Raw genomic sequence first — 24445 nt, 5'->3', positions numbered from 1 at the left:
GTTATTCGTGCGGACGGTTATCTCACATACCACGTCGGGGTTGTTGATTATCTCAACAGCTTTTTTACGGCTCCGTACACGATTTTAAAATTATTAAAAATAAAAAAAGCGATCAGCGTAACGACAAACAGTTTAACAAAATATTGGAAAGTGCCCATGAAGTGCGCTATAAAACACAACACGGGCGATACGGTTGTGCCGCGTGCCGATCCCATATATGCCGTATATGAGCGCATCCCGCTCGGAAGCCCGATGATATATAAAACGAAAAGTAAATCACGCTCAAATATCTTATATATTTCGGAACGTCGAATTTTTGCAACGCATCGCCTTTTTCGTTCACCGCGGTATTTCCTCGTTTTCATATTGCTGCATTGTTTGCAGCATTCTTGCGCTGTTCAAGCGGCGCTTTCAGTCGGTCTTTTTTTTCGCCTTTGCCGTGCGTGACGATACCGCTTTTTTTACACCCGACGCGATTTTTTTCGCAGCTTCGGCTGCCTCTTTTTCCGCTTTCGGCGCGGATTTTTTTACGTTTGCCGCAATCTTTTTTGCAGCGGCGGCAACCGTCTTTCCGGCAACCGCCGACGATTTTTTTACTTCCGCAGTGATTTTATGCACGGCTTCAGGAGCGGTCTTTTTGACTTCTTCCGCGATTTTTTTTGCCGCCTTCGGAGCCGCCGCTTTTATATCGTCCGCGATATTTTTGGTGGCGGTTGCCGCCGGCGATTTTTTCAAACCCGTTGCGATTTTTTTTGCAGCTGCCGTCATCGCCTTTTCCGCAGACGCAATCGACTTTCGCACGGGGCCGACGGTTTTGTGCTGCGCCGCATCACAGATCATCGCAGCGCACGTGTCCAGTCCGATCGCACTGCTTTTGAGACACAAGTCGTAATTCTTTACTTCGCCCCAAACGCGGTCGGTATTGTATTTGTAATAAAGTTTCCGCTTTTTGTCACGGTCGAGCAGATAGCGTTCCACATTCGGCGCATCGACTTTATAGATGCCCCCTGCGCGCGCGATGCGAAAATCCATATCCGCGTAGATGAAGACATGGAAGCAGTCCGTTCTGTCCCGCAGCACGTAATCGGCGCAACGCCCGACAATGACACACGGTCCTTCTTCCGAAATTTCACGGATGATATTGTACTGCATCACATACAGTTTATCGAACACCGACTGCCCCGTAGAAAATCCGCCGAAACCCGCCGGTGCGCTGTACACGAGGTTTTGTCCTGCAGACGCGTATTCGCCGCGCTCTTCGATAAATTCCTTTGCGAGCCCGCTTTTTTCCGCAATCTTTTCTATGATTTCCCGATCGTAAAATTTCCAGCCGAGTTTATCCGCGACATCTTTTGCGATGATGCGACCGCCCGAACCGAACTGCCTGCTGACAGTGATGATTTTTATATCCATATTGCAACGCCCCTTTAATATTACGGATGTGATCCGTAAAACCAGTATACCATATTTCGACGGCTTTGTGTACGGAAAAAATAACGGGAAAATTCTTCGGCTCATCTACAGCGGTTTCATCATTCGCAGTTTCTTCAACCGGTTCTTTTGATTCATGTTCATTAAGTTCATCGCTGTCAATCACGTTCACACGTCCATCCATCGGGGGGGGGTATGCATTTTTTTTATAAAAATATATAATTACATTTTAAGATGAATAACGATGCATTCTTTTCAGGCGATGCGGCTACCGCTGACGCTGTTCGAAAAGCGCTCAAAGACGGCCGTGCAAAAACGGCGTTCCTACAAAAAATCAAATCATTTAAAATCACCGGTGCCTCTCAGGCAGTATTTCAAAGTGCACGAAGATGTGCCGATGATCGGGAGGATGCCCTATGCCGTTAAATACATCGATTCGTAAAGTTATGGTTATCGGTTCGGGGCCGATCGTCATCGGGCAGGCCGCCGAATTCGATTACGCGGGCACGCAAGCGTGCAAAGCGCTCAAAGAGCAGGGCTTGAGCGTCGTCCTCGTCAATTCGAATCCCGCAACTCTCATGACCGACCGCTCCATGGCGGACGCGGTGTATATAGAACCGCTTATTCCCGAAACGATCCGGCGGATTATCGAAAAGGAAAAGCCCGACAGTTTGCTTTCGACACTCGGCGGGCAAACAGGCCTCACGCTGAGCATGGAGCTTGCCAAATCGGGCTTTTTGAAAAGTCACGGAGTGCAGCTTTTAGGTGCGCGGCCGGATACGATCGATAAAGCGGAAGACCGGCAGATTTTCAAAGACACGATGCTGTCCATCGGCGAGCCGTGCATTCCGTCAAAAGTCGTAACGACGCTTGAGGACGCCGTCGATTTTGCCGAACATGAAATCGGATATCCCGTCATCGTGCGCCCCGCATTTACGCTCGGCGGCACGGGCGGCGGCATTGCGGAAACGAAGAGCGAGCTCGAAGAGATTGCGCAAAACGGGCTGCACCGTTCGCCCATTCATCAGATCCTCGTGGAAAAATGTATCGCCGGCTGGAAGGAAATCGAATTCGAAGTCGTGCGCGATCACAGCGGTAACGCGATCACCGTGTGCTCTATGGAAAACGTCGATCCCGTCGGTATCCATACCGGCGACTCGATCGTCGTCGCTCCGACGATGACGCTTTCCGATAAAGAATATCAAATGTTGCGTTCGGCTTCTTTCAATATCGTCGGTTCGCTCGGCATGGAAGGCGGCTGTAACGTCCAGTTTGCTCTGCATCCTTCGACTTCCGAATATGCGGTCATCGAAGTGAATCCGCGCGTATCCCGTTCGTCGGCGCTCGCATCGAAAGCGACGGGCTATCCGATTGCGCGCGTCGCAACGCTCATCGCGATCGGCTATAACCTCGACGAAATCCCGAACTTCGTGACGAAAAAAACGTCGGCGTATTTCGAACCCGTCGTCGATTATGTCGTCGTAAAGATGCCGAAATTTCCGTTCGATAAATTCGTATACGCAAAGCGCACGCTCGGCACGCAGATGAAAGCGACGGGCGAAGTGATGTCGATCGGGCGCACGTTTGAAGAAGCGATTATGAAAGCCGTACGCGGCGCTGAAATCGGAACGGATTCGATGCGCTTAAAACAGTTTGTGAACGAAAGCGATGAACGCATCAAAGAGCGCGTCGGCGAATGTACCGACCGCAGGATTTTTGCGATCTACGAAGCGCTCGTGCGCGGCATCATGTCGATCGACGAAATTAATAAAATTACGAAAATCGATATATGGTTTTTGGCAAAACTGCAGCATATCGCGTTCCGTGAACTCGAACTCGCATCGATAAAAACCGGCAAGCAACAGCTTTCGCCTCTTTTGTATCTTGAAGCGAAAAAAGACGGCTTCCCCGATAAAACGATCACCGAGTTGAGCGGAGTTGCGATCCCGGGCGGCTCGGGAATTATTAAAGAAGCGAAAAACGCCGCCGCGCTCGTAAAGCAGGGTAAGCTCGCGCACATTCCCGCGACGTATAAAATGGTCGATACCTGCACCGGTGAGTTCAGCGCGGAAACGCCGTATTTTTACGGCGGCTACTATGAGGAAAACGAAGCGGCGGATTTTCTCGCCGAACATGCAAAATCGAAAAGCAAAAAAGGTACGATCATCGTGCTCGGTTCGGGTCCGATCCGCATCGGTCAGGGAATCGAATTCGATTATGCGTCGGTGCAGTGCGTATGGTCGCTGAAAAAACTCGGCTACGATGTCGTGACGATCAACAACAATCCCGAAACGGTTTCAACCGATTTCGATACGTCCGACCGCCTGTACTTCGAACCGCTTACGCCGGAAGACGTGATGAGCGTCATCAATACGGAAAAACCGATTGGTGTCGTCGTCGCTTTCGGAGGACAGACGGCGATAAAATTAACAAAATTTCTCGATGAACAGGGCATAAAAATTCTCGGCACGAGCGCCGAATCGATCGACATCGCGGAAGACCGCGAAAAATTTGAAGCGCTTTGCGTCAAACTCGGTATCAATAAACCCGCAGGGGAAACGGTTTTGACGACGGAAGAAGCGATCGCGTCCGCACAGCGCATCGGCTATCCGATTTTGCTCAGGCCTTCTTACGTGCTCGGCGGACAAAATATGATCATCGCGTGGGGAGACGCCGATGTGCGCGAATACATGGGTATCATCCTTTCGCAGGGCATCGAAAATCCGGTGCTCATCGACAAATACATGGGCGGTACCGAACTTGAAGTCGATGCGATCTGCGACGGCAAAGACATTTTGATTCCGGGTATCATGGAGCACATCGAACGTGCGGGCATTCATTCCGGCGATTCGATCGCCGTGTACCCGTCGTGGAATCTCAACGATATCCTCCGGCAAAAAATTATCAAGCAGTCGCGCGAACTCGCGCTTGCGCTCGGCACGAAAGGGCTTGTCAATATTCAATATCTCATCTACAACAACGATCTCTATGTGATTGAAGTCAATCCGCGTTCGAGCCGCACGGTGCCCTATATCAGCAAAGTGACGGGCGTACCGATGGTCGAACTTGCAGTGCGAGCGATGCTCGGCGAAAAAGTAAAAACTTTCGGCTACGGTACGGGGCTTTACCGTATTTCGCCGTACTTCGCCGTAAAAGTGCCGGTGTTCAGTTTTGAAAAACTCATGGACGTCGATACGCATTTGGGACCGGAAATGAAATCGACCGGTGAAGTGCTCGGCCTTGCCTCGACGATGGAAGAAGCGATTTTTAAGGGGCTCATCGGCGCGGGCTACCGTATGAAAAGAAGCGGCGGCGTTTTGTTTACGGTGCGTAAAACCGATCAGTTTGAAATCCCCGACCTCGCGCGGAAATTTTACGATATGGGATTTACGCTGTACGCGACCGAAGGTACGGCGGGCGTTATTAAAGACTTCGGCATGGAAGTGACGGTCGTAAACAAAATCCACGAAAATCCCGACGACAATCTTTTGACGCTCCTCGATACCGGTAAAATCGACTACGTGATTTCGACGAGCACGAAGGGACGCGATCCGCATGCCGACAGCGTACGTATGCGGCGGCACGCCGTAGAGCGCGACATACCCTGCCTTACCGCGATCGATACGGCGAACGCGATCGCGAACTGTCTCATGAGCCATTACAATGCGGAAAACGTCGAACTCGTCGATATCAATGCGCTGCGCGAATCGAAAGAAAAACTGCGCTTTTGTAAAATGCAGAGTACGGGAAACGATTTTATCCTCATCGATGCGAGGAAGCAGGCGGTATCGAATCCTGCGGGGCTTGCCGTCCGCCTGTGCAACCGCCGCATGGAAATCGGCGCCGATTCGCTCGTGCTCGTCAAAGATTCGAACAAAGCGGACGCGTATATGCAGTTTTTCAATCAGGACGGAAGCGAAGGACGCTTGGCGGGAAACGCGATCCGCGCCGTCGCAAAATATCTGTACGACAACAATATCAACGGCGTAAAAGACCGCGGAGATGCGGCATCTCCGACTGCGTCTCTTTCGATCGATACGGCGAGCGGTACGAAGTCGCTTGTGCTGTATAAACTCGACGGAAAAGTTTCTTCCGTTACCGTCGACATGGGGCGCCCGCTTTTCGATGCAGCATCTCTTCCGACGACGCTTTCGCCCGTTCCGACTTCGAGCGAATCGCTTGCCGCTCGGCTTCCTCAAAAAGCGATCGTCAATGTGCCGCTTACCGTAGACGGTACGAAATACGATGTTACGTGCCTTTCCGTCGGCACGCCGCACTGCGTCGTATTTTGCGGCTTTGTCGATAAAGTCGATGTCGAAAAAATCGGGCCGCTCTTTGAAAACAACGCCGCTTTTCCGAATCGGACGAATACGGAGTTCGTGCGCGTTGTCGGCCGGAACGAATTGAAGATGCGGACGTGGGAGCGGGGCAACGGAGAAACGCCCGCCTGCGGTACCGGCGCATGTGCGGCCGCGATAGCCGCCGTGCTGAACGGCTATTGTCCGATGGATGAAAACATCACCGTGCAAGTGAAAGGCGGCACGCTCATCGTGAAGTACACAGGCGATACCGTCTATTTGACCGGACAGAGCGACACGGTTTACGAAGGCGAAATCGAGATTTAATCGGTATACCTGAAAAAAGCATCGGATATGTTGTCCTAAAAAGGTGATTGCCGCACAATAAAAAACCGCGGCGCGTTTAAACCTCGCGGTTTTTTTTCTGCAACGGATTTTTCTCGAAAAGGCAGCATACGTTCTCTACACTATCGCGGATACGAATTTCTACAATCGATTTTTTTGCCTTGCCCCAAATTTTACATTGCGATATACTGAATACGAAATGGACGTAAAAATTATTAATCCGTTTTTAGTATCGTGTGAAAATGCATTTAAAAATATGTTCGATATGCCGCCGCAGCATAAAGATCCGTACCTGCTCGACCCGAATGCCGGCCATGCGTGGGAAATTTCCGGGCTGCTCGGTCTTACCGGCGACTGCAACGGCGTCGTCGCGTTTCGTCTGCATAAAATCCTTGCGGATAAAATGCTCGACCGTTCGGGCATAGAGATCGTTGTGGCATCGGAGCGGGAAGAACTCGCAAAGCAGCTCGTAAGCGAATTTACGAATATCATTGCCGGGAACGCGATTTCGGAAATCAAAAACAGAGACATACGAGTATCGCCGCCCGTTGTCGTAGCGGGGAAAGATCACACGCTTTCGTGGCCGAAAAATTATCCGATCGTCGGTATTCCGTTTGCGACGCAATACGGTCCCTTTGAAGTCGACGTATGTTTTAAATAATATCGATCAGGTTTTTATAAGTACGCATATAATGAGGAGCATAGTATGAACGAAAAATTTATTAACGATTACAAAAAATTTTTGGACGCCGGAAAAACCGAACGCGAGTGTACAGCCGAAATCATCCAAGCGGCGGAAAAGCGCGGTTATAAAGATATCACAAAATATAAAACGCTGAAAGCGGGCGATAAGGTTTACGTGCAAAAAATGCACAAAACCGTCGCCCTGTTCGAGATCGGAACGGGCAGTCTTGAAGACGGTATGAATATCCTCGGCGCGCATATCGATTCGCCGCGCCTCGACGTAAAGCAAAATCCCGTTTACGAAAAAGACTGTATCGTATATTTGAATACGCACTATTACGGCGGTATAAAAAAATATCAGTGGGTAACGCTGCCGCTTGCGATCCACGGCGTCGTATGCAAAACCGACGGCAGCGTTATCAACGTGACGATCGGCGAAGCTGCAGACGATCCGGTATTTTGCGTGTCCGATATTTTGCCGCACCTCGCGCAGGAGCAGATGAAAGAAAAAGCGTCCGACTTTATCCCCGGCGAAAACCTCGACCTCATTTTGAGTTCCGGCATTCCGCAAAAAAAAGACAAACAAAAAAAACAAGACGATGAAAAATCTTCAAAGGATAAAGAAAAATATAAGAAAGCCGTTTTAAAATTATTAAAATCGAAATACGATATCGATGAAGACGATTTCGCATCCGCCGAACTTGAAATCGTTCCGGCAGGCTTGTCGCGCGACTGCGGCATCGATCGATCGCTCATCCTCGCGTACGGACAGGACGACCGCGCATGCGCATTCACATCGGTACAGGCGCTCTTCGACAGCACGGCAAAGACGCGCACGAACTGCTGCCTCTGCGTCGACAAAGAAGAGATCGGCAGTGTAGGAGCTACGGGCATGGGCTCGCACTTGCTCGAAAATGCGGTCGCCGAAATCATTTCGCGTATGAGCGGCGGTTACAGCGATCTGACGCTCAGGCGCTGCCTTGCAAATTCCGCGATGCTTTCAAGCGACGTGAACGCCGCTTTCGATCCGATGAACGGCAATCTCTACGACAAAGACAATTCGTCGTTCCTCGGCGGTGGGATCGTTTTTAATAAATACACCGGAAGCCGCGGCAAATATTCCGCAAGCGACGCGAATCCCGAATTCATCGCAAAAGTCCGCGCGCTTATGGAAAAAAACAATATCCCGTTTCAAATGGCCGAACTCGGAAAAGTCGATCAGGGCGGCGGCGGTACGATCGCCTATCTTGCGGCAAAGTACGGCATGGACGTACTCGACGCGGGTGTTTCGGTTTTAAGCATGCACGCGCCGTGGGAATTGACAAATAAAGAAGACATCTGTACGGCGTATAATTGCTATAAAATATTTTTATCGCTCGAAAAATAATAATAGGTCGAATGTCGAGTTTTAAGCGGCGGAACACGAGCCGCTTTAAAAACCCGCCGTTCAATCAATATAGTTGCACGGAGGCGTGCTATGTGGCTGCCCTTTGCCGTCTGTTCCGCAGTGTTCGCCGCGCTCACTTCGATCCTCGCGAAAATCGGAATCGAAGGAGTGAACTCGAATCTTGCAACCGCAATCCGAACCTTTGTCGTGCTCGCGATGGCGTGGCTCATGGTTTTCGTTACGCACGAGCAGGGCGGCATCACGGCGATTCCAAAAAAGAGCTGGATTTTTTTAATTCTGTCGGGACTCGCTACCGGCGCATCGTGGCTTTGCTATTACCGCGCGCTGCAGACGGGAGACGCATCGAAGGTCGTTCCCGTCGATAAGATGAGCGTCGTGATCACGCTCGCTCTCGCTTTTATTTTCCTGCACGAAAAGGTTTCGGTAAAATCGCTCGTCGGCGCACTCCTCCTCACGGCGGGAACTCTCGTCATGGTGCTGTAAAATCGTGTGCGGGATCGAAAATGACGCGCCGGTTGAGCGACGCTTTTAATTCACAATATCCCTGCACACGATTTTCGTTTTCGCGGGATCGACTTTATCTTTTTCGACGATGAGCTTTGCGATGCGTTCGGCGCGTATCGTGCCGCTTGAAGGATTAAACACGCTGTCTATCGTGTTCGTTATGTCGGCATCGACTGAAGAATATTCGAAAGCGAGCGTCGTATTGATGAGCTTGCAATTTTTCATGACGAGGTTGTCGATATAGCACATACCCTGTAAACTTTCGATCGTGCAGTTTTCAAAGGTCAGATTTTTCGAATTCCAACCGAGATATTCTCCCGAAATAAACGAATTGCGAACGACTATATTTTCGGCATTCCATAACGCGTCTTTTGAAATGAGTTTCGAATTATCGATTTCGATATTTTCCGCGCCGTCGAAGGGATAGTTGCCGTCCAAAATAAAATTGTTTATTTTCATGTTTCGACTGTTCATCGCAAAGTAGTCGCCTCTTACTCTGACATTTTCAAATACGGCGCCGTCGCACGACCAAAACGTTTCGGCCGCGTTCGGCATATCGACGTTTGCAAGGCGCACGTTCCGGCACCTGCGGAAATTTTTCGGCGCTTCGATGACGCTGTTTTCGACGCTGACGTTATCCGTATACCATACACCCGCGCGCCCCATTTCAAACCACGTGCTGTTTTTCACTGTAATGTTTGTACTGTACCACAGCGGATATTTCCATTTGAACATACAGCCGTCAAGTTCGATGTCCGACGCGTGCTTCAGCGGCGATTCACCGTCGGCAAAAATCGTATCGATGATTTTCATATCCTGCGCTTGGAACAGTGCGCGTTCACCAGTCAAAAACTCCTGCTTGATTTCTTTCATTCCAATTCCTTGTGTAAATACGTATAAAATATACTGAAATACAAATGAAAGAGCAAACCCGACATCACTGCGGCACGGAAATGCTTCTTAGATCGAACAGCGAAAATATAAGCCTATCCGAATTTAGAGTTTGTAAAACGAAAAATTAAGATTATTTATTTTCCGAATTATGCGGTTTGCCCTCGTCGGCTTGCCGAGTAGAAATTTCGGCATTTTTGACGGAACGAACCGTCACCGTATTGGTAGAGCTTCATCTTTTTGCAGATTTTTTTAGGCATTGAAGAGGGCTGCAAAGAAGACGCCTTTGAAAACGGAATCGTCGATGCGTGATATTCCGCCTGTGCCGCCGGCAAATCGCTTGCGAGCACGATCGTAAATCCGCGCTGTTCGACAATGTGATATTTTTCTTTTGCGTATATCGTCAGATCCCGTAATCGCATTTTTTTGTATTTCTTTTTTGATGTCGGTATGAAAATTATATCAACGTATAAAAAAGAAATCAAATATGTTTTTAAGGGTGTCCAGTTTCTTTTTTCACAAATACAAATCGTTGTTTATATCATCGCCTTTTACAACGCTTTCGATTATTTCCGTCATGTCCTGTTTTGAAATTTGAGGGCGATAATATACGTCCGATACTTCTTGATGTAATTTTTCAAATAATTTTTTTGCCGCGGTGATTTTTCGTCTTTCTTCCGGATCAATATGATCTTTGGTTTTATCCTTTGTTTCAACGACAAGATTTAATTGTTGTTTGCCGTTTTTCCTATTAATAACGTACATAAAATCCGGACTGTACGTGCCGTCCGCATACGTCGGAATTCGTACCGTCCTGCGCGGAATCTTCCCGTACACTTCAACCGATGCAATATTTGATTTTATGTCGTGCGTAATATTGCTTCGTTCCAAATCGGAATCATAAACGCACGAATCATAAAGATAATTTTCAAGCGGAGTTTCTTTGCAGTTCAAAACGCCTATGTCATTGCGGACAACGTATTCTTTTACGGCATTATTTTCATCACACAGCAGATCCGTTACGGGCGCGTTTACTTTTTCATAAGAATATTTTTCGGCAAAGGTCTTTATATACCAGTCTCGATAGCCTTCGATTAAACACCGCAAAGTCTGCTTGCTGAAGAATTTTTCAGGCAGCGGATATTCCTTAAAATATTCACAAAAAACTTCATGCAAAAGCGTGATCGGAATATTCGTTTCGTTTTGCGCTTTTTTTAAGAAATCCGAATACGGCATCTCTTTTTTTAGTGAAAATGCCGAACCTATTTCGCTCGTGAACTTTACGCTGCCGTCATCGCTTTTTGTCGTTTGTCGTATTGAAGTTGAAATATTTGAAGATGCGTCGATTCCTTTTTTTAGCATCTCAAAGAGCATTGCTTTTAAGTCTTCTTCTTTTGTAGAATCTATATGAAGATAGAATTTTTGATTTATGCTGCGCCAAAGGGAGGCAAGTTTGTCGTAGTTTTCTTTGCGGATTTTCACCTTTTCGCCGAATTTTCCGCCCGATGCATTTACGTTGACGATTTTTCCTTCATTCAATGCGATGAACAAATCAGGATAATTTTCCTTGAATGCGGAAAGATTGTCCGAAATCGGCTCGTGAGTTTCCGGATCGATATAATCTTTTACAATCAAATCCTTAAAAAAAGCCTTAATATCAATCTGCTTTTTCTTTGCGTATTCTTCAAGGAATGATTTTGTAATTTTAAATTCTACCTCTGCTCCGAAGTTGATTTCCGAAAGCAATTTTTCAGCAAAGTCTTTTTCCGAATAGTCGATTATATACCGCAGATAAAATTGCCTTTCGCTCTGTCGCTCGCCGAGTTCGTCAACAGGCAGACGCAAACCTCGCCCGACTTCCTGCAGTTTGCTCGTTTCGCTGCCGCTTGAACGCAGTTTTGCAATGACAAAAATATTGGGATTGTCCCAGCCTTCTTTGAGCGTCCATTTTGAAAAAATAAACCGCGTCGGCTCCCATTCGCCGTTTTCTTTTTTGATTTTGATAACTTCATCTTTTTGCCGCAAGACTTTATCAACTTCTTCCCGAACTTCGTCGCTGTCGGTGTTGTTGTCTTCGGAAAAATAACCTGCAATCGTTTTCTTTAAATTTGCAAGAGAAAATGAAAGATAATCCGCATATTCTCTTTCTTCCCGTCGTTCCGATTTTTGATATTTTTCAATTAGAGCGTTCAGTTTTTCCTTTAAAAGACGCTCAAACTCCTGCCGTAAAAATCCGTCATCCCTAAAAGATTGAATCGAATCAATGAAAAAAAGCGAAAGCGTTTTTATTTTTTTTACATCTCCGCAAAAGTTGTCGTATTCTTTTTCAAAATGACGATCAATGGCAAGGTTCAGCATTGTTGTTTGAAAACTGTCGGAAAAAATTTCGGGATATAAAGATTCGCTTTTGTGCAAAATCATACCGTTGCTCAGCTGCACTTCCGCTTTTGAAATTGCGGCAACGTGAATATTCTGAAAACTTGCATCGATTTCCGAAAGGGAAGCGTTTTCCTGTAAATCGAACGTCTTTTTTGTCTGCTCGTTTTGAAAACGCACGGATTTTGCTTCGCCTTTTGCAGCGTTTATTTCAAGCACTTTGATTTTTACGCGGTCTTTTATTTTGTCCTCGTCCGCGATGTATTCAACCTGCACGCCTTTTACAAGATTGTCGTTAAACGCCCGGCATGAGTTCAATGAATACACGACATTTTCATAGTCGATTTTATCTTTTCCCATTTCGGGAAACGTCGCACCGTACCGGATAATCACCTGCGGCTTAATTTTTTCAACAAGCGTTTTGAACGTTCCCTTTGTGCGATTGAATTTGTGCGGCTCGTCGATAATCACAAACGGATTTATATTCCGCAACACCTTGTACGGATTGGTAAACGTCCCGAGCAAGGTCTGGTCGTATTCGGCATCCATCGTTTTTGCGGAATTCAACATTCCGCTGTTCGTCAAAAGCACGTCGATTTTGTTGCCGTTCAAATCGGTGTTTTCCGCAAAAGCCTGAATTGCGGCGGGAAAAGATTTGCGTCCCCGTGTGTTTTGCTTTTGAGCGTCAAGCACATGAAGGCGCAGTTCCGTTCCGCCGTAGAGCGACTGCAAATCGCTTTTCATATATGCGGACTTCAAAAAAGATTTTGCGCCTTCCTTAATCGGAACGGTCGGCACAAGCACGATGAATTTGTTTACGCTGTATTTTTGATGAAGCTCGAACATCGTCCGCGTGTAAACGTAGGTTTTTCCGGTTCCGGTTTCCATTTTTATATCAATGTTCAGATAGTGTGGACTTGAATCCGTGTAATTTTGACGGAGCGTTTCCGGCACGGAATAATCGTCCGAAAAACAGCCGAACTTTTCACCTTTTTGGATTTGCACGATATTGGTTTTTATTGTTTCTAAATCGCCGGTCATAAAAGGACATTTTGTGCGGTCGGCGAAAAACCGCCCCTCGATATTGTCAAAGACGCGGAGCACGGCATTGATTGCGTTTATCTGATGCGGTAAGTTTTGCTCAAGCTTCATTTCAGTACCTTATGATCGGCTCAATGGGGTTGCGGTTTTTGAGCGTCTTTAGATTTGTCGAAAGCGAATTAAGCGCGTCAAAATCGAAAGAATAACCGTAGACGAAAATTTTATCGACGGTCAGTTCAAAACTTTCGATTTTACGAATAAGCTCTTTGACGGATTCTTCTTCCATTCCCGTAAGCAAATACAGATATTTTCCGATTTTTTCATCTTCCGAAACATACGCGGCGCAGCCCGCAATATCGATTTTTTGTCGGTTACAGTTGAAACCGAATCCGTCTTTTATCTGCCACGTTTGAAACAGCGTATCTTCGCCGAGCGTTTTTACAATGTCGCCGTCGCTTGTAAAAAGAGAGTTCGGATTGAATGTTTTGATTTTATCGAGCGTGTTTTGCGGCATTGATTTCAAGTAGAAAGTTTTAAAGCTTAAGTCCGCTTTTGTCTTCGGATTTTCCGCTTTGATTTTTTCAGCGGCGCGGCGGATACGCGCGCGACCGATTTCGTCGATTGTCTTGTATCCGGCTTTTTCCGCCTCGCTGCCTTTTTTTACGTGTTCATCAAGCTGAACCATGATGAATTTGCGGCTACCGCCGTCTTGAGCATTGAGCTGCATTACGGCGTGGGCGGTTGTCGCACTGCCGGAGAAAAAGTCGAGGATGATGTCGGAAGTGGAACATGAGGCTAAGTTTTCTAATAATATTTCTGGAATATCTGTTTTTCCAACTAAATTAAGAAGCCTCTTAATTAATGCCGGAGGTTTTGTATATTCAAAGACACCTTTACCTATTACATCAACAATAGCTTTTGTAGCATTATCGTTTGAAAATTCATTTTCTATCAATTCAAGTGTAGAAAGAGGTTTTGTTCTTTCAATTTTTACAACTTTATATTGTCCGTTAATTTTCTGAATTTTTACACCTTGATAAGTTTTTGTGTATATTCTGGGGCGTTCACCGCTATTTTTACTAACAATGAAACCATTTTTGTATCCAAATTCAAACAAGTCCTTACTCCATCTCCATCCCCAGTCTGCACGTCCGTGAAGTCCTTTCTGTCTTTTTTCGTATTCGTCTTCACTTCCACCTGCATAATATGTCATTCCAGCAATTTCAATCGGATAATCAAGAGATTGAACATAGCCTAAAGAATCATAATCTAAAGTTTGGTTTAATTTATAAAAACCTCGTTCTTCAAAAAAATCATCTTTATTACAATATTTATCATCAGTATGTGTAACCCCGACAAGATTAGCTTTTTGATAATTTTTTACATACATCAAAACATAATCATGATTTTTTGCTGTTGAATCAGACGACTTCCCACCTTTCTTTGTAACTCTAGGAAAACAAACAACAAAATTCCCTTCCCCGAAAACTTCATCGCAAAGCCGCTTTAAGTTCGCCTGCTCGTTGTCGTCAATGCTGATAAAAATCACGCCGTCATCACGCAAAAGTTCACGTGCAAGGGCAAGGCGCGGATACATAAAAGTAAGCCATGCGGAATGGGTGCATTTCCCGTTCATGCTGCAGATACGCTCCGCTTCCTCTTCCGTTACGTCGAGCTTTTCGACAAAGTCTTTTGCCGTAAAACCGAACTTGTCGTTGTAAACAAAATCTTCCTTGCCCGTGTTGTAGGGAGGGTCGATATAAATGCATTTAATTTTTTCGGCGTAGGAATATTTAAGGTGCTGCAGAGCGTCCAGATTGTCGCCGACAATGTACACATTTTCGCTTTGAATATGCGCATTCTGTTCGTCCGGCACAATCACCGTTTCGCTGTCAAGATTTGCCTGATAGCGGGCATAACTTTTCCCGAGGAAGTTCAGCGTAAAACCTTCTTTTTTTATATCTACTTCGTCTTTGTTCAAAAGTTCTGCAAGTTTTTCCGTGTCAAAATGTTCTTTTGTGGCAGTGCCGTTTTCGTCGGTCGCCGGCTTTGAAAAACACTGCGGAAAATATTTTTTTAAGATTTCAATTTCTTTGCTGTTCGGTTTTATTGATTCGTTGTATTTTTGTGTGTCGGTCTGCATTGAAAACTCCGTTTTATAATTGAAAGTCTAAAATTTCGTCTTTTAATGCTATAAAGTTTATTTTTTAGACTTTATTACAAAATCGGTCTATTATTTAGAATTATTTAGATAAAAAGTCGATTATTATCGAGCAGTGAGTAACATAAAATCGGAATTTGCGGAAAATTTGATTTTCTATAGGAATCGGAACTCTTTGTCGCAGTTGGAGTTATCAGGTATTTGCGAGTGCGGCAAAAGTACAATAAGCGGAATTGAAGCGGGAAAAACGACACCTTCTTTTGACTTGATTCGCAGACTGGCGGAGGCCCTTGAAATCCATCCGGCAGACTTGTTCCTACGCAACGCCAGCAAAAACCGCAGAGATATGCGGAAATTCTTTGATGAAGAGTTGTTGCCTAAAGTCCGAGAGATGATAGAAAATAAATTTCCTGTTGCAGATTGAATAGCGCCTGCCCAAAAACTTTCGTTTTCGGACAGTCTTCTTGATTTAATATGCGATCTTTCAGAAAATTTTGCACAGTACAAATTTCTTCCATGCGATTCAATACATTTTTTTCTGCAAATACCCTGCATCCGCAGAAAATGTTCGTTACGCAACTTGGACATTAAAAAACGGACGCGGCGGAAAATCGCCTTGCCTATGACGAAGCTGCGCTTATACCGAAACCCGCACCGATGCCGTTCATCGCATCGATAAAATCGGGGAACGAAACGGCCGAGCACTCGGCGTCTTTTACGGTAATCGCCTCGCCCTCGGGCAGTCCGAAACCGAAACACGAAAGCGCCATCGCAACGCGGTGATCGCCGTATGTTTCGACCGTACCGCCGTGAATCGCAAACGCATCGTTTTTTTCGCCGGACGCGCTGAGCGGTGCGTGTCCGTGAATCACGAGGCAATCAGCTTCGGCTTCGATTTCGACGCCGAGTTTCGTCAATTCGCTTTTCATCACTTCGACTCGGTCGGTTTCTTTTTTACGGCACACGCCGACGTCTTCTATAATCGTCGTCCCTTCGATAAACGATGCGGCGACGGCGAGCGCACAGATCGCATCGGGAAAACCGGAAATATTCACGCGCAATTCTCCACGCGGCAATTTTTCCGCCGACAACCTGCCGGGCACTTCTCCTTTTACGGAACGCGCGCATTTTCCGCCGCGCACGGTAAGCGTATGCCGTATGCGGTCGCGTTCGATGTCCGCACCGACGGATTCTAGCACATCCACGATCGCGTCGTCACCCTGACTGCCCGAATCGTCTATATTGTTAATTATTATTTCGCTGTCGGATATGAGAGAAGCGACGAGAGGAAATGCGAGCGCTTCCCAATCCGACGGAATCGTTTTGTCGAAATGCGGAAGCGTGACGCCTCCCTTTACGCAAATGCGTTTGAAGTCGTCCGATACGCTCACTTCCACACCGAACTCTTCGAGCCACAAGCGCGTCATCGAAAGATAGGGCGTCTCTTTAGGATTTGTAAGCGTAATATCGAGCATACCCTCGAGGCGAGAAGCCGCCATCATCATGCCGCTCACATACTGCGAAAGGCTTCCGTCGGTGATGACCTTCCGCTTTGAAAGGGGGCCGCGGATGATAAGGGGAGGAGCATCGGTATCGGGGCGCGAAACGTAGGCTTCGCAGCCGAGCTGCCGCAGCGCATCGACAACGTGGGAAACGGGGCGCTTCCGAATGGACTCGTCTCCGGTAAAAACGCTCCAGCCGGGAAAGGTCGCCGCGATCGGCGATAAAAAATACAAAAGCGATCCGGAGTTCCCGACATCGACGACATCGTCGGGAAGATGAGCGCGGCACCCCGCGCCGGAAACCGTCCACACCGAATCGGCAGAATGAAAATCCGCACCGATAAGAGGAATCGCACGGCTCGCCGACAGGCAGTCGGCACTCGGAAGCGGATTGAAAATATGCGACGTACCGTCTGCAAGGGCTGCAAGCAAAAGCGCGCGTATCGTGTGGCTTTTCGAACCGGGAACGGTGATCGATCCGCGCAGATTTCGTTTACTCGATACGATATCCATAGTTTATTATTTTAACACAAGTTCGGACGAATTGTATACCGTTGTTGTGCACCGGTACTTTTTATGTTATTATTTCGAATATGAAAAATCGGGCGCTTTTGTATACCGACGACACCGACAATCTCATGCCCCTTGCTCGATGCCTTGTAAAACGGGATTGGGAAATTCTGTCGGCAGGACAAACCGGAAAGCTGCTCACGGACGCCGATATCGCGTACACGGCGGTATCCGTTTTCGACGATTCGCCCCGCACTTTCGGCGACTATGGGGCGACGCTGCAATCGCTTGCCGCAAGCGGGCGGCAAAACGAATACGGTCATTCCGACGAAACGGACGCGATCCGTTTGGTCTGCATAAATTTGGAACCCGTATCCCATGCGCGTAAAAATTATAAAGCATCCGATTCGGTTGCGGACAAAATCGATATGCGCGCCTTGTCGTTCGTTCAGGCGGCGTGCAAAAATTATAAAAACATAATCGTGCTTACCGATCCCGTCGATTATGAAGAAGCGATCGTTAAAATAGAAACACAAAGTATTTCCGAAGCGTTCCGGCTCTACCTTGCGGCAAAAGCGTTCAATATGGTTTCGGCCTGCACCGCAGCAGCGGGAAACGCGATTTTACAACAGGCGGGAGATAAATCCTATCCGCGCTATTTTATGCTGCCGTATAAAAAATCCGAAGAGCTTATAAACAAAGAGCAGTCGCACCGTTCGGCATGTCTTTATACGCTTTTGCACGGCGGCGCACTCGACAGTTTGCGGAAAAATCAGGGCGGAGAACTTTTGTACAGCCTCTACGTCAACATCGATGCGGTATGGGAAAGCCTCAGCAATTTTTCCGCGTTGTTAAAAAAGCCGCCGACGGTGACCGAACACGGTGACAACGGAAACGAAACGGAAATGCGTTTTACACCCGCCGCAGAATCGGTATTCACCTGTTCGTCAAAGCACGGCATTCCGATCAGCGCAGCCCTCGGCTCGAACTCGGCCGAATCTTTTCAAAAGATGTCCGGCTGCAGAAAAGCGTTTTTCGACAACGCCGTCGCAGGATTCAGCGCGGTCGTCGACGAAAGCGCCGCAAACGAATTATTAAAATCGAATTTGGCGGCGGTCGTCGCACCGGACTTTACGGCGGGAGCAAAGGAGCTGCTGGCCGCACGGAAAGATATCCGCCTGATCACGATGTCGACTCCGGCGACGATATCGTACACTATCCGCTCGCTCAACGGCGGCCTCATCGTCGAAGAAGACAAGCTTACGCTCTTCGACTCGTGGAACGTCGTCACAAAGGCGCGCCCGACACAGATCCAAGCCGACGAAGCGGCATTCGGGCAGCTCGTCATGCTCGGTGCAAAACACGATGCGGCGGTCGTCATCGGAAACATGACAACGGTCGGCATGTGCTGCGCGGCGCTCGCACCGGCGGACGCGTGTTTTGCCGCAATCAATCGGGCGGCAAACAATATGCAAAGCGTGTCAACAAACGGCTCTCGGCGTGCCGAAATTTTGGTAAGCGGCAGCGCGCTGCCCTTTGACGGAGGTTTCGACCGTTTCGCAAAGAGCGGTATACGCCTCATCCTGCAGCCCGGAGGTACCGACACCGACGCCGAATCGATCGCCTTTTGCGACGAACACGGTATCGCGATGGTTTTTACGGGCGCTGAAATCGACAGTTGACGGTGAAGCGGTTTAATTTAATCAACAACCCCGACGCAGTCTCGCAGCGAAGTTTCAAGCGGTGTCGGGGTATTAAACCCTCCGCACGCATAAAATTCGGGAGTAGATTTATTAATTAATAAAATCGAGGTTGAAATGATATATTATTTGGGTGCATACCTGCAGCAATTTTTCGGGCCGGCAAGGCTCCTCCAATCGTACACGGTGCTCATAACGCTCGCGCTCTATACGGGCTTTATCGCTTCGATGCGCCTTTTGCCGCGTTTTTACGACCGTTTGCCGCACGACAGAGGCAGAGAGTTTACGCTCAGCGCGGAAGTTTCGAAAGGAAAGCCGACGGGTGCAGGTATCGTCTTTATTTCGGTATTCATCGTCATCGCATTTTTATGTACACCGCTTACGATCCTGCAGGGCGGCACGCTTATGCTGACGTGGATCATGATGCTCACGGGATTTTTCGACGATAAAAGCACGGCGAGCTGGGGTGAATACCGAAAAGCGCTGCTTGACTTTATCGTAAGCCTCGCCGAAGCGCTCTTGCTTTTTTATTGTTTCAAAAGCGTATCGCCCGACGGGTGCGTCCATTTTTGGCTGCCCTTCGTCACGCATCCGGTTGCGGTAAACGTCGCCGTATATATCATCGTGTGTACGGTCATGCTGTGGGCATCGATCAATACGACGAACTGCACCGACGGAGTGGACGGGCTTTCGGGCACGCTCGTGCTCATCGCGCTCATCACGATGGGAACGATTTTTTACTTTGTGCTCGGACACGTCGATATAGCCGAATACCTGCTCGTACCGCATTTGCCGAAAGGTGCAAACTGGGCGGTTATAAATTTTGCGCTCGCGGGTTCCCTCATGGGTTACTTATGGCACAACGCGTATCCGAGCAAAGTGCTCATGGGAGACGCCGGCAGCCGCGCGCTCGGTTTTTTTATCGGCGTATGCGTTATGGTCGGCGGCAATCCGTTTTTGATTTTGGCGACATCGACGATCATGTCTATAAACGGCGGCATGGGATTATTAAAAGTTGCGCTGCTCCGTTTTTTTCACATACGCATATTCAACGACATCCGTTTTCCGCTGCACGACGAAATGCGCAAAAAGCGCGGATGGTCGCCGACGCAAGTGCTTATCAAATTCGTCATCATGCAGCTGCTCATAACGGTAGCGCTGATCGGCATATTCTTCAAAGTGCGCTGACGCTTCGAATACATGCACATCCGCGCGGACAATCACATAAGAAAGAGCTTTATCCCCTCTTTCGGAAATTTTTTCTTCAGCATTCGAACAGCCGCCGAAATCGTCGCGACATCTTTTCGTTTCATATATGCGATCATCATAAAATTCTGTTCGGGCCACGTCGTAGTTCCGAGCTTATAGTTGTCACCGCCTCTACCGTTCACCGTCGGAATAATCGTATAGCGGATATCCGGTATAAGCTGTTCGAGCGTTTCGACGATATCGTCTTCGACGGATTGATTTGCGACGATGCCGGCCTGCACGTTATCGGTTTCGATATCGACAGCTTCTCCGCTTTGAACGAAGTCCGTGACAGCCTGTGCGGCACCGGTATCGATCGATTTTTTTTCTTTCATGACAAGAGAATAGAGCACGGGAATGATAAAGAGCGTGACGAAAGTGCTCGACGTCAAACCGCCGACGATCGAAAGGCCGATCGGCTGTACCATTTGAGCGGTTCCTTCGAATTGGAAACACATCGGAAGCGTACCGAGGATCGTCGTAAGCGTCGTCATGAGCACGGGACGAAGCCTGCTCGCACCCGCTTCGAGGCACGCTTCTTTCATCTTCATGCCGCGGTCGATGAGAAGGTTCGTATAGTCGACGAGGATGATACCGTTGTTGACGACGATACCTACGAGCATGATGATGCCGACCATCGACGTCATCAACAGCGTCTGTCCGGTAAGCTTGTAGATAAAGACGACTCCGATTATTAAAAACGGGATCGTCATCATATTGATGAGCGGCGCTTTAAACGATTCGTAAGTCGCGGCCATAACGCCGAACACGAGAAGCAGCGCCATAAGAGCGATCAAACCGTAAACGCGCCCCTGTTTTTGCACGTCGCTCCACGAACCTTCGTAGCTTACGGTGACGTTTTCGGGAATGACAAAGGTATCGGCGATACGAGACTTGATTTCATCTTCGACGACGTTCGCATTTTCATCGGATATGATATCGGCCGACACTTCTATGACGCGGCTTTGATTTTCCCGATTGATGCTGACAGGTCCGAGCCCTTTTTTAAGCGAAGCGAAATTCGCAACGCTCACCATGCCGTTCGTGCCTCTCACATAAATCGATTCAAGGTCGGACACTTTGTCGCGGTCTTCCGGCCGGTACATGACAACGACATCGTATTCTTTGCCGTTCGAACGGTATACCGTCGATGTAACGCCGTTCATCGCGTAATTGATTTCGCGCGCAACCGTCGTAACGTCGACGCCGAACGCGTATGCCCGCTGTCGATCGATGACGACTTCGACTTGCGGCAAACCTTTTTTCGTGTCGATCGTCACTTCCCCTACGGCATCGATTTTTTCCATCACGTCTTTTATTTTGTCGGAAACCGAAAGCGCCGTTTCAAGGTCGTCCGAACGAACCTTTATGACGATATCGCTTCCCGAAATCTGACCGCGCCAACCCGCGCCGAACGAAAGCTGCGCGTCCGCAAATTCGTCGAAGTGCGCGCGAAGCTTTTTCTGAATCGTTTCGGATGTATCGACCTGTTTACTCGTTTCGGGAAGGCGGATCGAAAGCGAACCCGTATACGTCGACGCGCTCGACCGTCTGCCGCCCGTCCCGACGCTCATGATCAGCGTCGTATAGCCCTGTATTTCATTCTTTGTGATCGTTTCAAAGGCTTGCACGACTTTCGTCGTTTCCGCAAGCGAGGTTCCTGTCGGCATCGTCACGTTGAGCGTCACGCTGTCGTCTCCGCCGCCGCGCCCCATAATATTGATTTTGAGCGTCGGGAAAAGGGCGAGCGCCATAAAGAGAACGCTCACGCTCACGACGATCGTCACCGCCCGGTGATCGAGAGCGCTCTTCAATCCCCTGCGGTACACTTTCGTAAGAGCATCTATGACATTTTGAAACGAAGCGTACATCGCTTTTAAAACGCGGTTTCGTACCGGCTTTTCCGCTCTATTTGAAAGCGGTAAAAATTTGCCGGCCAGTACGGGTACGAGAAAAATCGCGACGAACAAGCTCGACACGAGCGCGATGACAACGGTAAATATTATCCCCTTGAACATCTGCCCCATCATTTCAAGGTCTTTGAGAAAAAACAAAAACGGAACGAATACGCAGATCGTCGTGAGGTTTCCGGAAACGACGGACATGAGCATTTCCTGCGAACCGAGTGCCGCGGAGATTTTCGGCTTCGCACCGCGCGATCGGTACGCATAGATGTTTTCTATCATAACGATGGACGCATCGACGATCATACCGACGCCGAGGATGAGACCGGTCAACGTCATGATATTGATCGTGATCCCCGCAAAGGACATACACATGATCGTAATGACAAGGGAAAGCGGAATCGATATGGAAATGATAAGCGTGCTTTTAAAATTCTGCAAAAAAAAGAACAGAATGATAACCGCGAGCAGCAAGCCTTGCCACGCGGAAGTCACGAGCGTACTGATCGTATCGCGGATCGCAGTCGTATCGTCCGAGATGATTTCAAGCGTAATATCGGACGGAAGGAGCGCCTGCACTTGCTCGATTTTTTTATACGTCGCGTTTGCAACGGTCACCGAATTCGTACCGGACTGCTTTGTAACCGAAACGTAAACGCCCGGCTCCCCGTTTATGTAGACCGTCGAAGATGCGTCTTCGTAGCCCATAAACGCGTTTCCGATATCGCTGAGCTTTACGTCGTATCCGTTCACCGTTGTGATAACGGTATCGTCTATTTCAGCAACGGACGAATATTCGCCTGTCGTGCGCACGACGTAATTCATTTTTCCTTCGGTGATCTTTCCGCCGCCGAGTTCGAAGTTTTGCTTTGCGAGCGCGGACGATACGGCAGATATGTTGAGACCGTAAGCGGCAAGCCTGTTTTCTGAGATTTCGACACGGACGATTTTCGCGCGTCCGCCGGAAACGCTCGCTTCGGCGACGCCGTCCGTCTGTTCGAGGATATCGATAACGTCGTCTTCGGCTATCTGCCGAAGATCGTCCGTCGAACGGTTTCCCCGCATCGCAATACGCATGATCGGCATGGCGGACGCATCCATTTTAAAAATACTCGGAGTCGATGCACCGTCGGGCAATGAACGTTTGACACGGTCGAGTTTATCGCGCACGTCGTTGACAGCCGATTCCAAATCGGTTCCGTAATCGAATTCGAGAAACACCATGCTCGAACCTTCCGATGACGATGACGTGAGCTCTTTGAGTCCGTTGACGCTGATGAGACTGCTTTCGAGCACTTTCGTCACCGATTTTTCCACTGACTCCGGGCCGGCGTTCGAATAAGTCGTCAACACCATGACATAGGGACTGTCGATATCGGGAAAGAGGCTGATTGCAATATTATTAAAACTCGATATGCCGATGATGCCGAGCAGCACAAATACGATGAGTACGAGAACGGGATGTTCGAGCGTTTTCCGCGATAAACTCATTCTTTACCTCGAACCGCGCTCGATATGTCGCGCACTTTCACACCGTTCGAAAGCACTTGCCCGCCTTCGACGACGACGCGTTCTCCTTCTTCTATGCCCGACAAAACCTGCACGACGCCGTCAACCGATTGTCCGAGCGTTATTTCCCGCTGTTCGACGGTATCGTCGCTTTTGACGACGTAGAGATACGGCTTATCGCCTTTCGTAACGACCGCATCCGACGGCAGGGCGACGGCTCCTTCGTAGTCGAGCGTATACAATTTCACTTTGCCGAACATGCCTGCGTTGATCCGCATATCGTTTTCGTCGAATGTCAAAACGATCTCTTTCGTGCGCGCGTTGACATCGAGTACCGGCGACACGTGCGTCACGGTTGCGGCGAACACGGCATCGGGATATGCTTCAAGCGATATCTCCGCTTTCAATCCCGTGCGGAGAGAAGCGACGTAGCGCTCCGGGATCTTCGCGGTGATCTGCAAACTCGCAATATCGCCGATCGTCGTAACTGCGCTCGACGTCGTAACCTTCGTTCCGACTTTGAGCGGCGTTTTAATAATGCTGCCGTTGATCGGAGCGAGCACGGGACTCAGCGTATAACTGCTGCCCGGCTCGGACGGATCTACTCGGGCAATCACGTCCCCGCGACGGACGGGAGAGCCGAGCGTTACGTTCGTGCTCACGATTTTTCCGCCGATATCGGGATACACGGTGACCGAGTTTACCGCTTCTATGTCGCCGTTCGTATTGATATAGTCGTGCAGCGTTACGACTTCCGCAACCTGCGTACGTACCGTCAAAACCGTTTGAGAGGGCGCCCTGCCGCGCATCGCAGCCGTATGCCGCGTACTGTAGAAAGCATAGCCGCCGACACCCAAAGCCGCAGCAAGTACAACGATTACGATCACCGTCGATTTTTTCATAGCATCATTTTCCTTTCGATAATTAATAATT

The 24445-nt window shown here is 48.5% G+C and carries 16 protein-coding genes and 1 pseudogene; 8 read left to right on the top strand and 9 right to left on the bottom strand.

The features are described 5' to 3' along the window. Positions 1-47 precede the first annotated feature (47 nt). Positions 48-215, bottom strand: a complete 168-nt coding sequence (locus H9I36_RS04640) for a hypothetical protein (RefSeq protein WP_187384211.1) — start codon at positions 213-215, stop codon at positions 48-50. A gap of 196 nt (positions 216-411) precedes the next feature. Beyond that, positions 412-1413 carry a cytidylate kinase-like family protein gene (locus H9I36_RS04635; protein ID WP_187384210.1) on the bottom strand — a complete coding sequence of 334 codons (1002 nt, stop codon included), beginning with the start codon at positions 1411-1413 and terminating at the stop codon, positions 412-414. 262 nt (positions 1414-1675) lie between these two features. Between H9I36_RS04635 and H9I36_RS04630 the strand changes: the two genes are divergently transcribed. From H9I36_RS04630 to H9I36_RS04610, 5 genes and pseudogenes are all read left to right on the top strand, one after another. After that, positions 1676-1873, top strand: a complete 198-nt coding sequence (locus H9I36_RS04630; RefSeq protein WP_187384209.1) for a hypothetical protein — start codon at positions 1676-1678, stop codon at positions 1871-1873. After that, the gene (gene carB / locus H9I36_RS04625; protein WP_187384208.1) at positions 1848-6056 is read left to right on the top strand and encodes a carbamoyl-phosphate synthase large subunit; all 4209 of its coding nucleotides are present in this window, start codon (positions 1848-1850) and stop codon (positions 6054-6056) included. Before H9I36_RS04630 ends, carB begins: the two co-directional genes overlap by 26 nt. Before the next feature lie 217 nt (positions 6057-6273). After that, positions 6274-6735, top strand: a complete 462-nt coding sequence (locus H9I36_RS04620) for a chemotaxis protein CheX (RefSeq protein ID WP_187384207.1) — start codon at positions 6274-6276, stop codon at positions 6733-6735. Positions 6736-6765: 30 nt separating this feature from the next. Continuing rightward, positions 6766-8145 (top strand): annotated as a pseudogene (locus H9I36_RS04615) (aminopeptidase); the annotation flags it as partial. Positions 8146-8235: 90 nt separating this feature from the next. Further along, positions 8236-8649 carry an EamA family transporter gene (locus H9I36_RS04610; RefSeq protein WP_187384205.1) on the top strand — a complete coding sequence of 138 codons (414 nt, stop codon included), beginning with the start codon at positions 8236-8238 and terminating at the stop codon, positions 8647-8649. 45 nt (positions 8650-8694) lie between these two features. Here the strand turns inward: H9I36_RS04610 and H9I36_RS04605 are convergent, their stop codons facing one another. From H9I36_RS04605 to H9I36_RS04590, 4 genes are all read right to left on the bottom strand, one after another. Then, complete coding sequence (locus H9I36_RS04605; protein WP_187384204.1) at positions 8695-9543, bottom strand: DUF3737 family protein; 849 nt, start codon at positions 9541-9543, stop codon at positions 8695-8697. A gap of 167 nt (positions 9544-9710) precedes the next feature. Beyond that, positions 9711-9983 (bottom strand): hypothetical protein, encoded by a 273-nt coding sequence (locus tag H9I36_RS04600; protein WP_187384203.1) that lies wholly within the window; start codon positions 9981-9983, stop codon positions 9711-9713. Between the two features lie 94 nt (positions 9984-10077). Then, complete coding sequence (locus H9I36_RS04595) at positions 10078-13089, bottom strand: type III restriction-modification system endonuclease (protein WP_187384202.1); 3012 nt, start codon at positions 13087-13089, stop codon at positions 10078-10080. 1 nt (position 13090) lies between these two features. Continuing rightward, positions 13091-15121 carry a site-specific DNA-methyltransferase gene (locus tag H9I36_RS04590; RefSeq protein ID WP_187384201.1) on the bottom strand — a complete coding sequence of 677 codons (2031 nt, stop codon included), beginning with the start codon at positions 15119-15121 and terminating at the stop codon, positions 13091-13093. A 133-nt stretch (positions 15122-15254) separates the two neighbouring features. On the opposite strand from H9I36_RS04590, the gene H9I36_RS04585 reads away from it, so the two are divergent. Continuing rightward, entirely contained in the window at positions 15255-15563 is a 309-nt protein-coding gene (locus H9I36_RS04585; RefSeq protein ID WP_187384200.1) for a helix-turn-helix domain-containing protein, read from the top strand. A 196-nt stretch (positions 15564-15759) separates the two neighbouring features. Here the strand turns inward: H9I36_RS04585 and aroA are convergent, their stop codons facing one another. Beyond that, positions 15760-17154: a 3-phosphoshikimate 1-carboxyvinyltransferase gene (gene aroA / locus H9I36_RS04580; protein ID WP_187384199.1), complete on the bottom strand. Its 1395-nt coding sequence runs from the start codon at positions 17152-17154 to the stop codon at positions 15760-15762. 80 nt (positions 17155-17234) lie between these two features. Here aroA and H9I36_RS04575 point away from each other — a divergent pair, with 80 nt between their 5' ends. Together H9I36_RS04575 and H9I36_RS04570 are read left to right on the top strand one after the other, a co-directional pair. Next, complete coding sequence (locus H9I36_RS04575) at positions 17235-18833, top strand: hypothetical protein (RefSeq protein ID WP_187384198.1); 1599 nt, start codon at positions 17235-17237, stop codon at positions 18831-18833. A 135-nt stretch (positions 18834-18968) separates the two neighbouring features. Beyond that, positions 18969-20039, top strand: coding sequence for an MraY family glycosyltransferase (locus H9I36_RS04570; RefSeq protein WP_187384197.1), 1071 nt, complete (start codon positions 18969-18971; stop codon positions 20037-20039). Between the two features lie 32 nt (positions 20040-20071). Here H9I36_RS04570 and H9I36_RS04565 read toward each other — a convergent pair whose 3' ends face one another. Then, the gene (locus tag H9I36_RS04565) at positions 20072-23494 is read right to left on the bottom strand and encodes a PG0541 family transporter-associated protein (RefSeq protein WP_187384196.1); all 3423 of its coding nucleotides are present in this window, start codon (positions 23492-23494) and stop codon (positions 20072-20074) included. Next, positions 23491-24414 (bottom strand): efflux RND transporter periplasmic adaptor subunit, encoded by a 924-nt coding sequence (locus tag H9I36_RS04560; protein WP_187384195.1) that lies wholly within the window; start codon positions 24412-24414, stop codon positions 23491-23493. The genes H9I36_RS04565 and H9I36_RS04560 overlap by 4 nt, the downstream gene beginning before the upstream one ends. Between the last annotated feature and the right edge of the window lie 31 nt (positions 24415-24445).

The sequence above is a fragment of the Treponema sp. Marseille-Q4130 genome (assembly GCF_014334325.1).
In the GTDB taxonomy this organism is placed as follows: Bacteria; Spirochaetota; Spirochaetia; order Treponematales; family Treponemataceae; genus Treponema_D.
The sequence above is the reverse complement of the archived record's forward strand: the minus strand, read 5'-3'. Positions and strand labels throughout refer to the sequence as shown.

Coding starts and splice junctions, on each gene's coding strand:
- H9I36_RS04565 (WP_187384196.1), bottom strand. CDS start 23,494: ATGAGTTTATCGCGGAAAACGCTCGAACATCCCGTTCTCGTACTCATC.
- H9I36_RS04575 (WP_187384198.1), top strand. CDS start 17,235: ATGAAAAATCGGGCGCTTTTGTATACCGACGACACCGACAATCTCATG.
- H9I36_RS04595 (WP_187384202.1), bottom strand. CDS start 13,089: ATGAAGCTTGAGCAAAACTTACCGCATCAGATAAACGCAATCAATGCC.
- aroA (WP_187384199.1), bottom strand. CDS start 17,154: ATGGATATCGTATCGAGTAAACGAAATCTGCGCGGATCGATCACCGTT.
- carB (WP_187384208.1), top strand. CDS start 1,848: ATGCCGTTAAATACATCGATTCGTAAAGTTATGGTTATCGGTTCGGGG.
- H9I36_RS04640 (WP_187384211.1), bottom strand. CDS start 215: ATGGGATCGGCACGCGGCACAACCGTATCGCCCGTGTTGTGTTTTATA.
- H9I36_RS04600 (WP_187384203.1), bottom strand. CDS start 9,983: ATGCGATTACGGGATCTGACGATATACGCAAAAGAAAAATATCACATT.
- H9I36_RS04570 (WP_187384197.1), top strand. CDS start 18,969: ATGATATATTATTTGGGTGCATACCTGCAGCAATTTTTCGGGCCGGCA.
- H9I36_RS04560 (WP_187384195.1), bottom strand. CDS start 24,414: ATGAAAAAATCGACGGTGATCGTAATCGTTGTACTTGCTGCGGCTTTG.
- H9I36_RS04620 (WP_187384207.1), top strand. CDS start 6,274: ATGGACGTAAAAATTATTAATCCGTTTTTAGTATCGTGTGAAAATGCA.
- H9I36_RS04590 (WP_187384201.1), bottom strand. CDS start 15,121: ATGCAGACCGACACACAAAAATACAACGAATCAATAAAACCGAACAGC.
- H9I36_RS04635 (WP_187384210.1), bottom strand. CDS start 1,413: ATGGATATAAAAATCATCACTGTCAGCAGGCAGTTCGGTTCGGGCGGT.
- H9I36_RS04605 (WP_187384204.1), bottom strand. CDS start 9,543: ATGAAAGAAATCAAGCAGGAGTTTTTGACTGGTGAACGCGCACTGTTC.
- H9I36_RS04630 (WP_187384209.1), top strand. CDS start 1,676: ATGCATTCTTTTCAGGCGATGCGGCTACCGCTGACGCTGTTCGAAAAG.
- H9I36_RS04610 (WP_187384205.1), top strand. CDS start 8,236: ATGTGGCTGCCCTTTGCCGTCTGTTCCGCAGTGTTCGCCGCGCTCACT.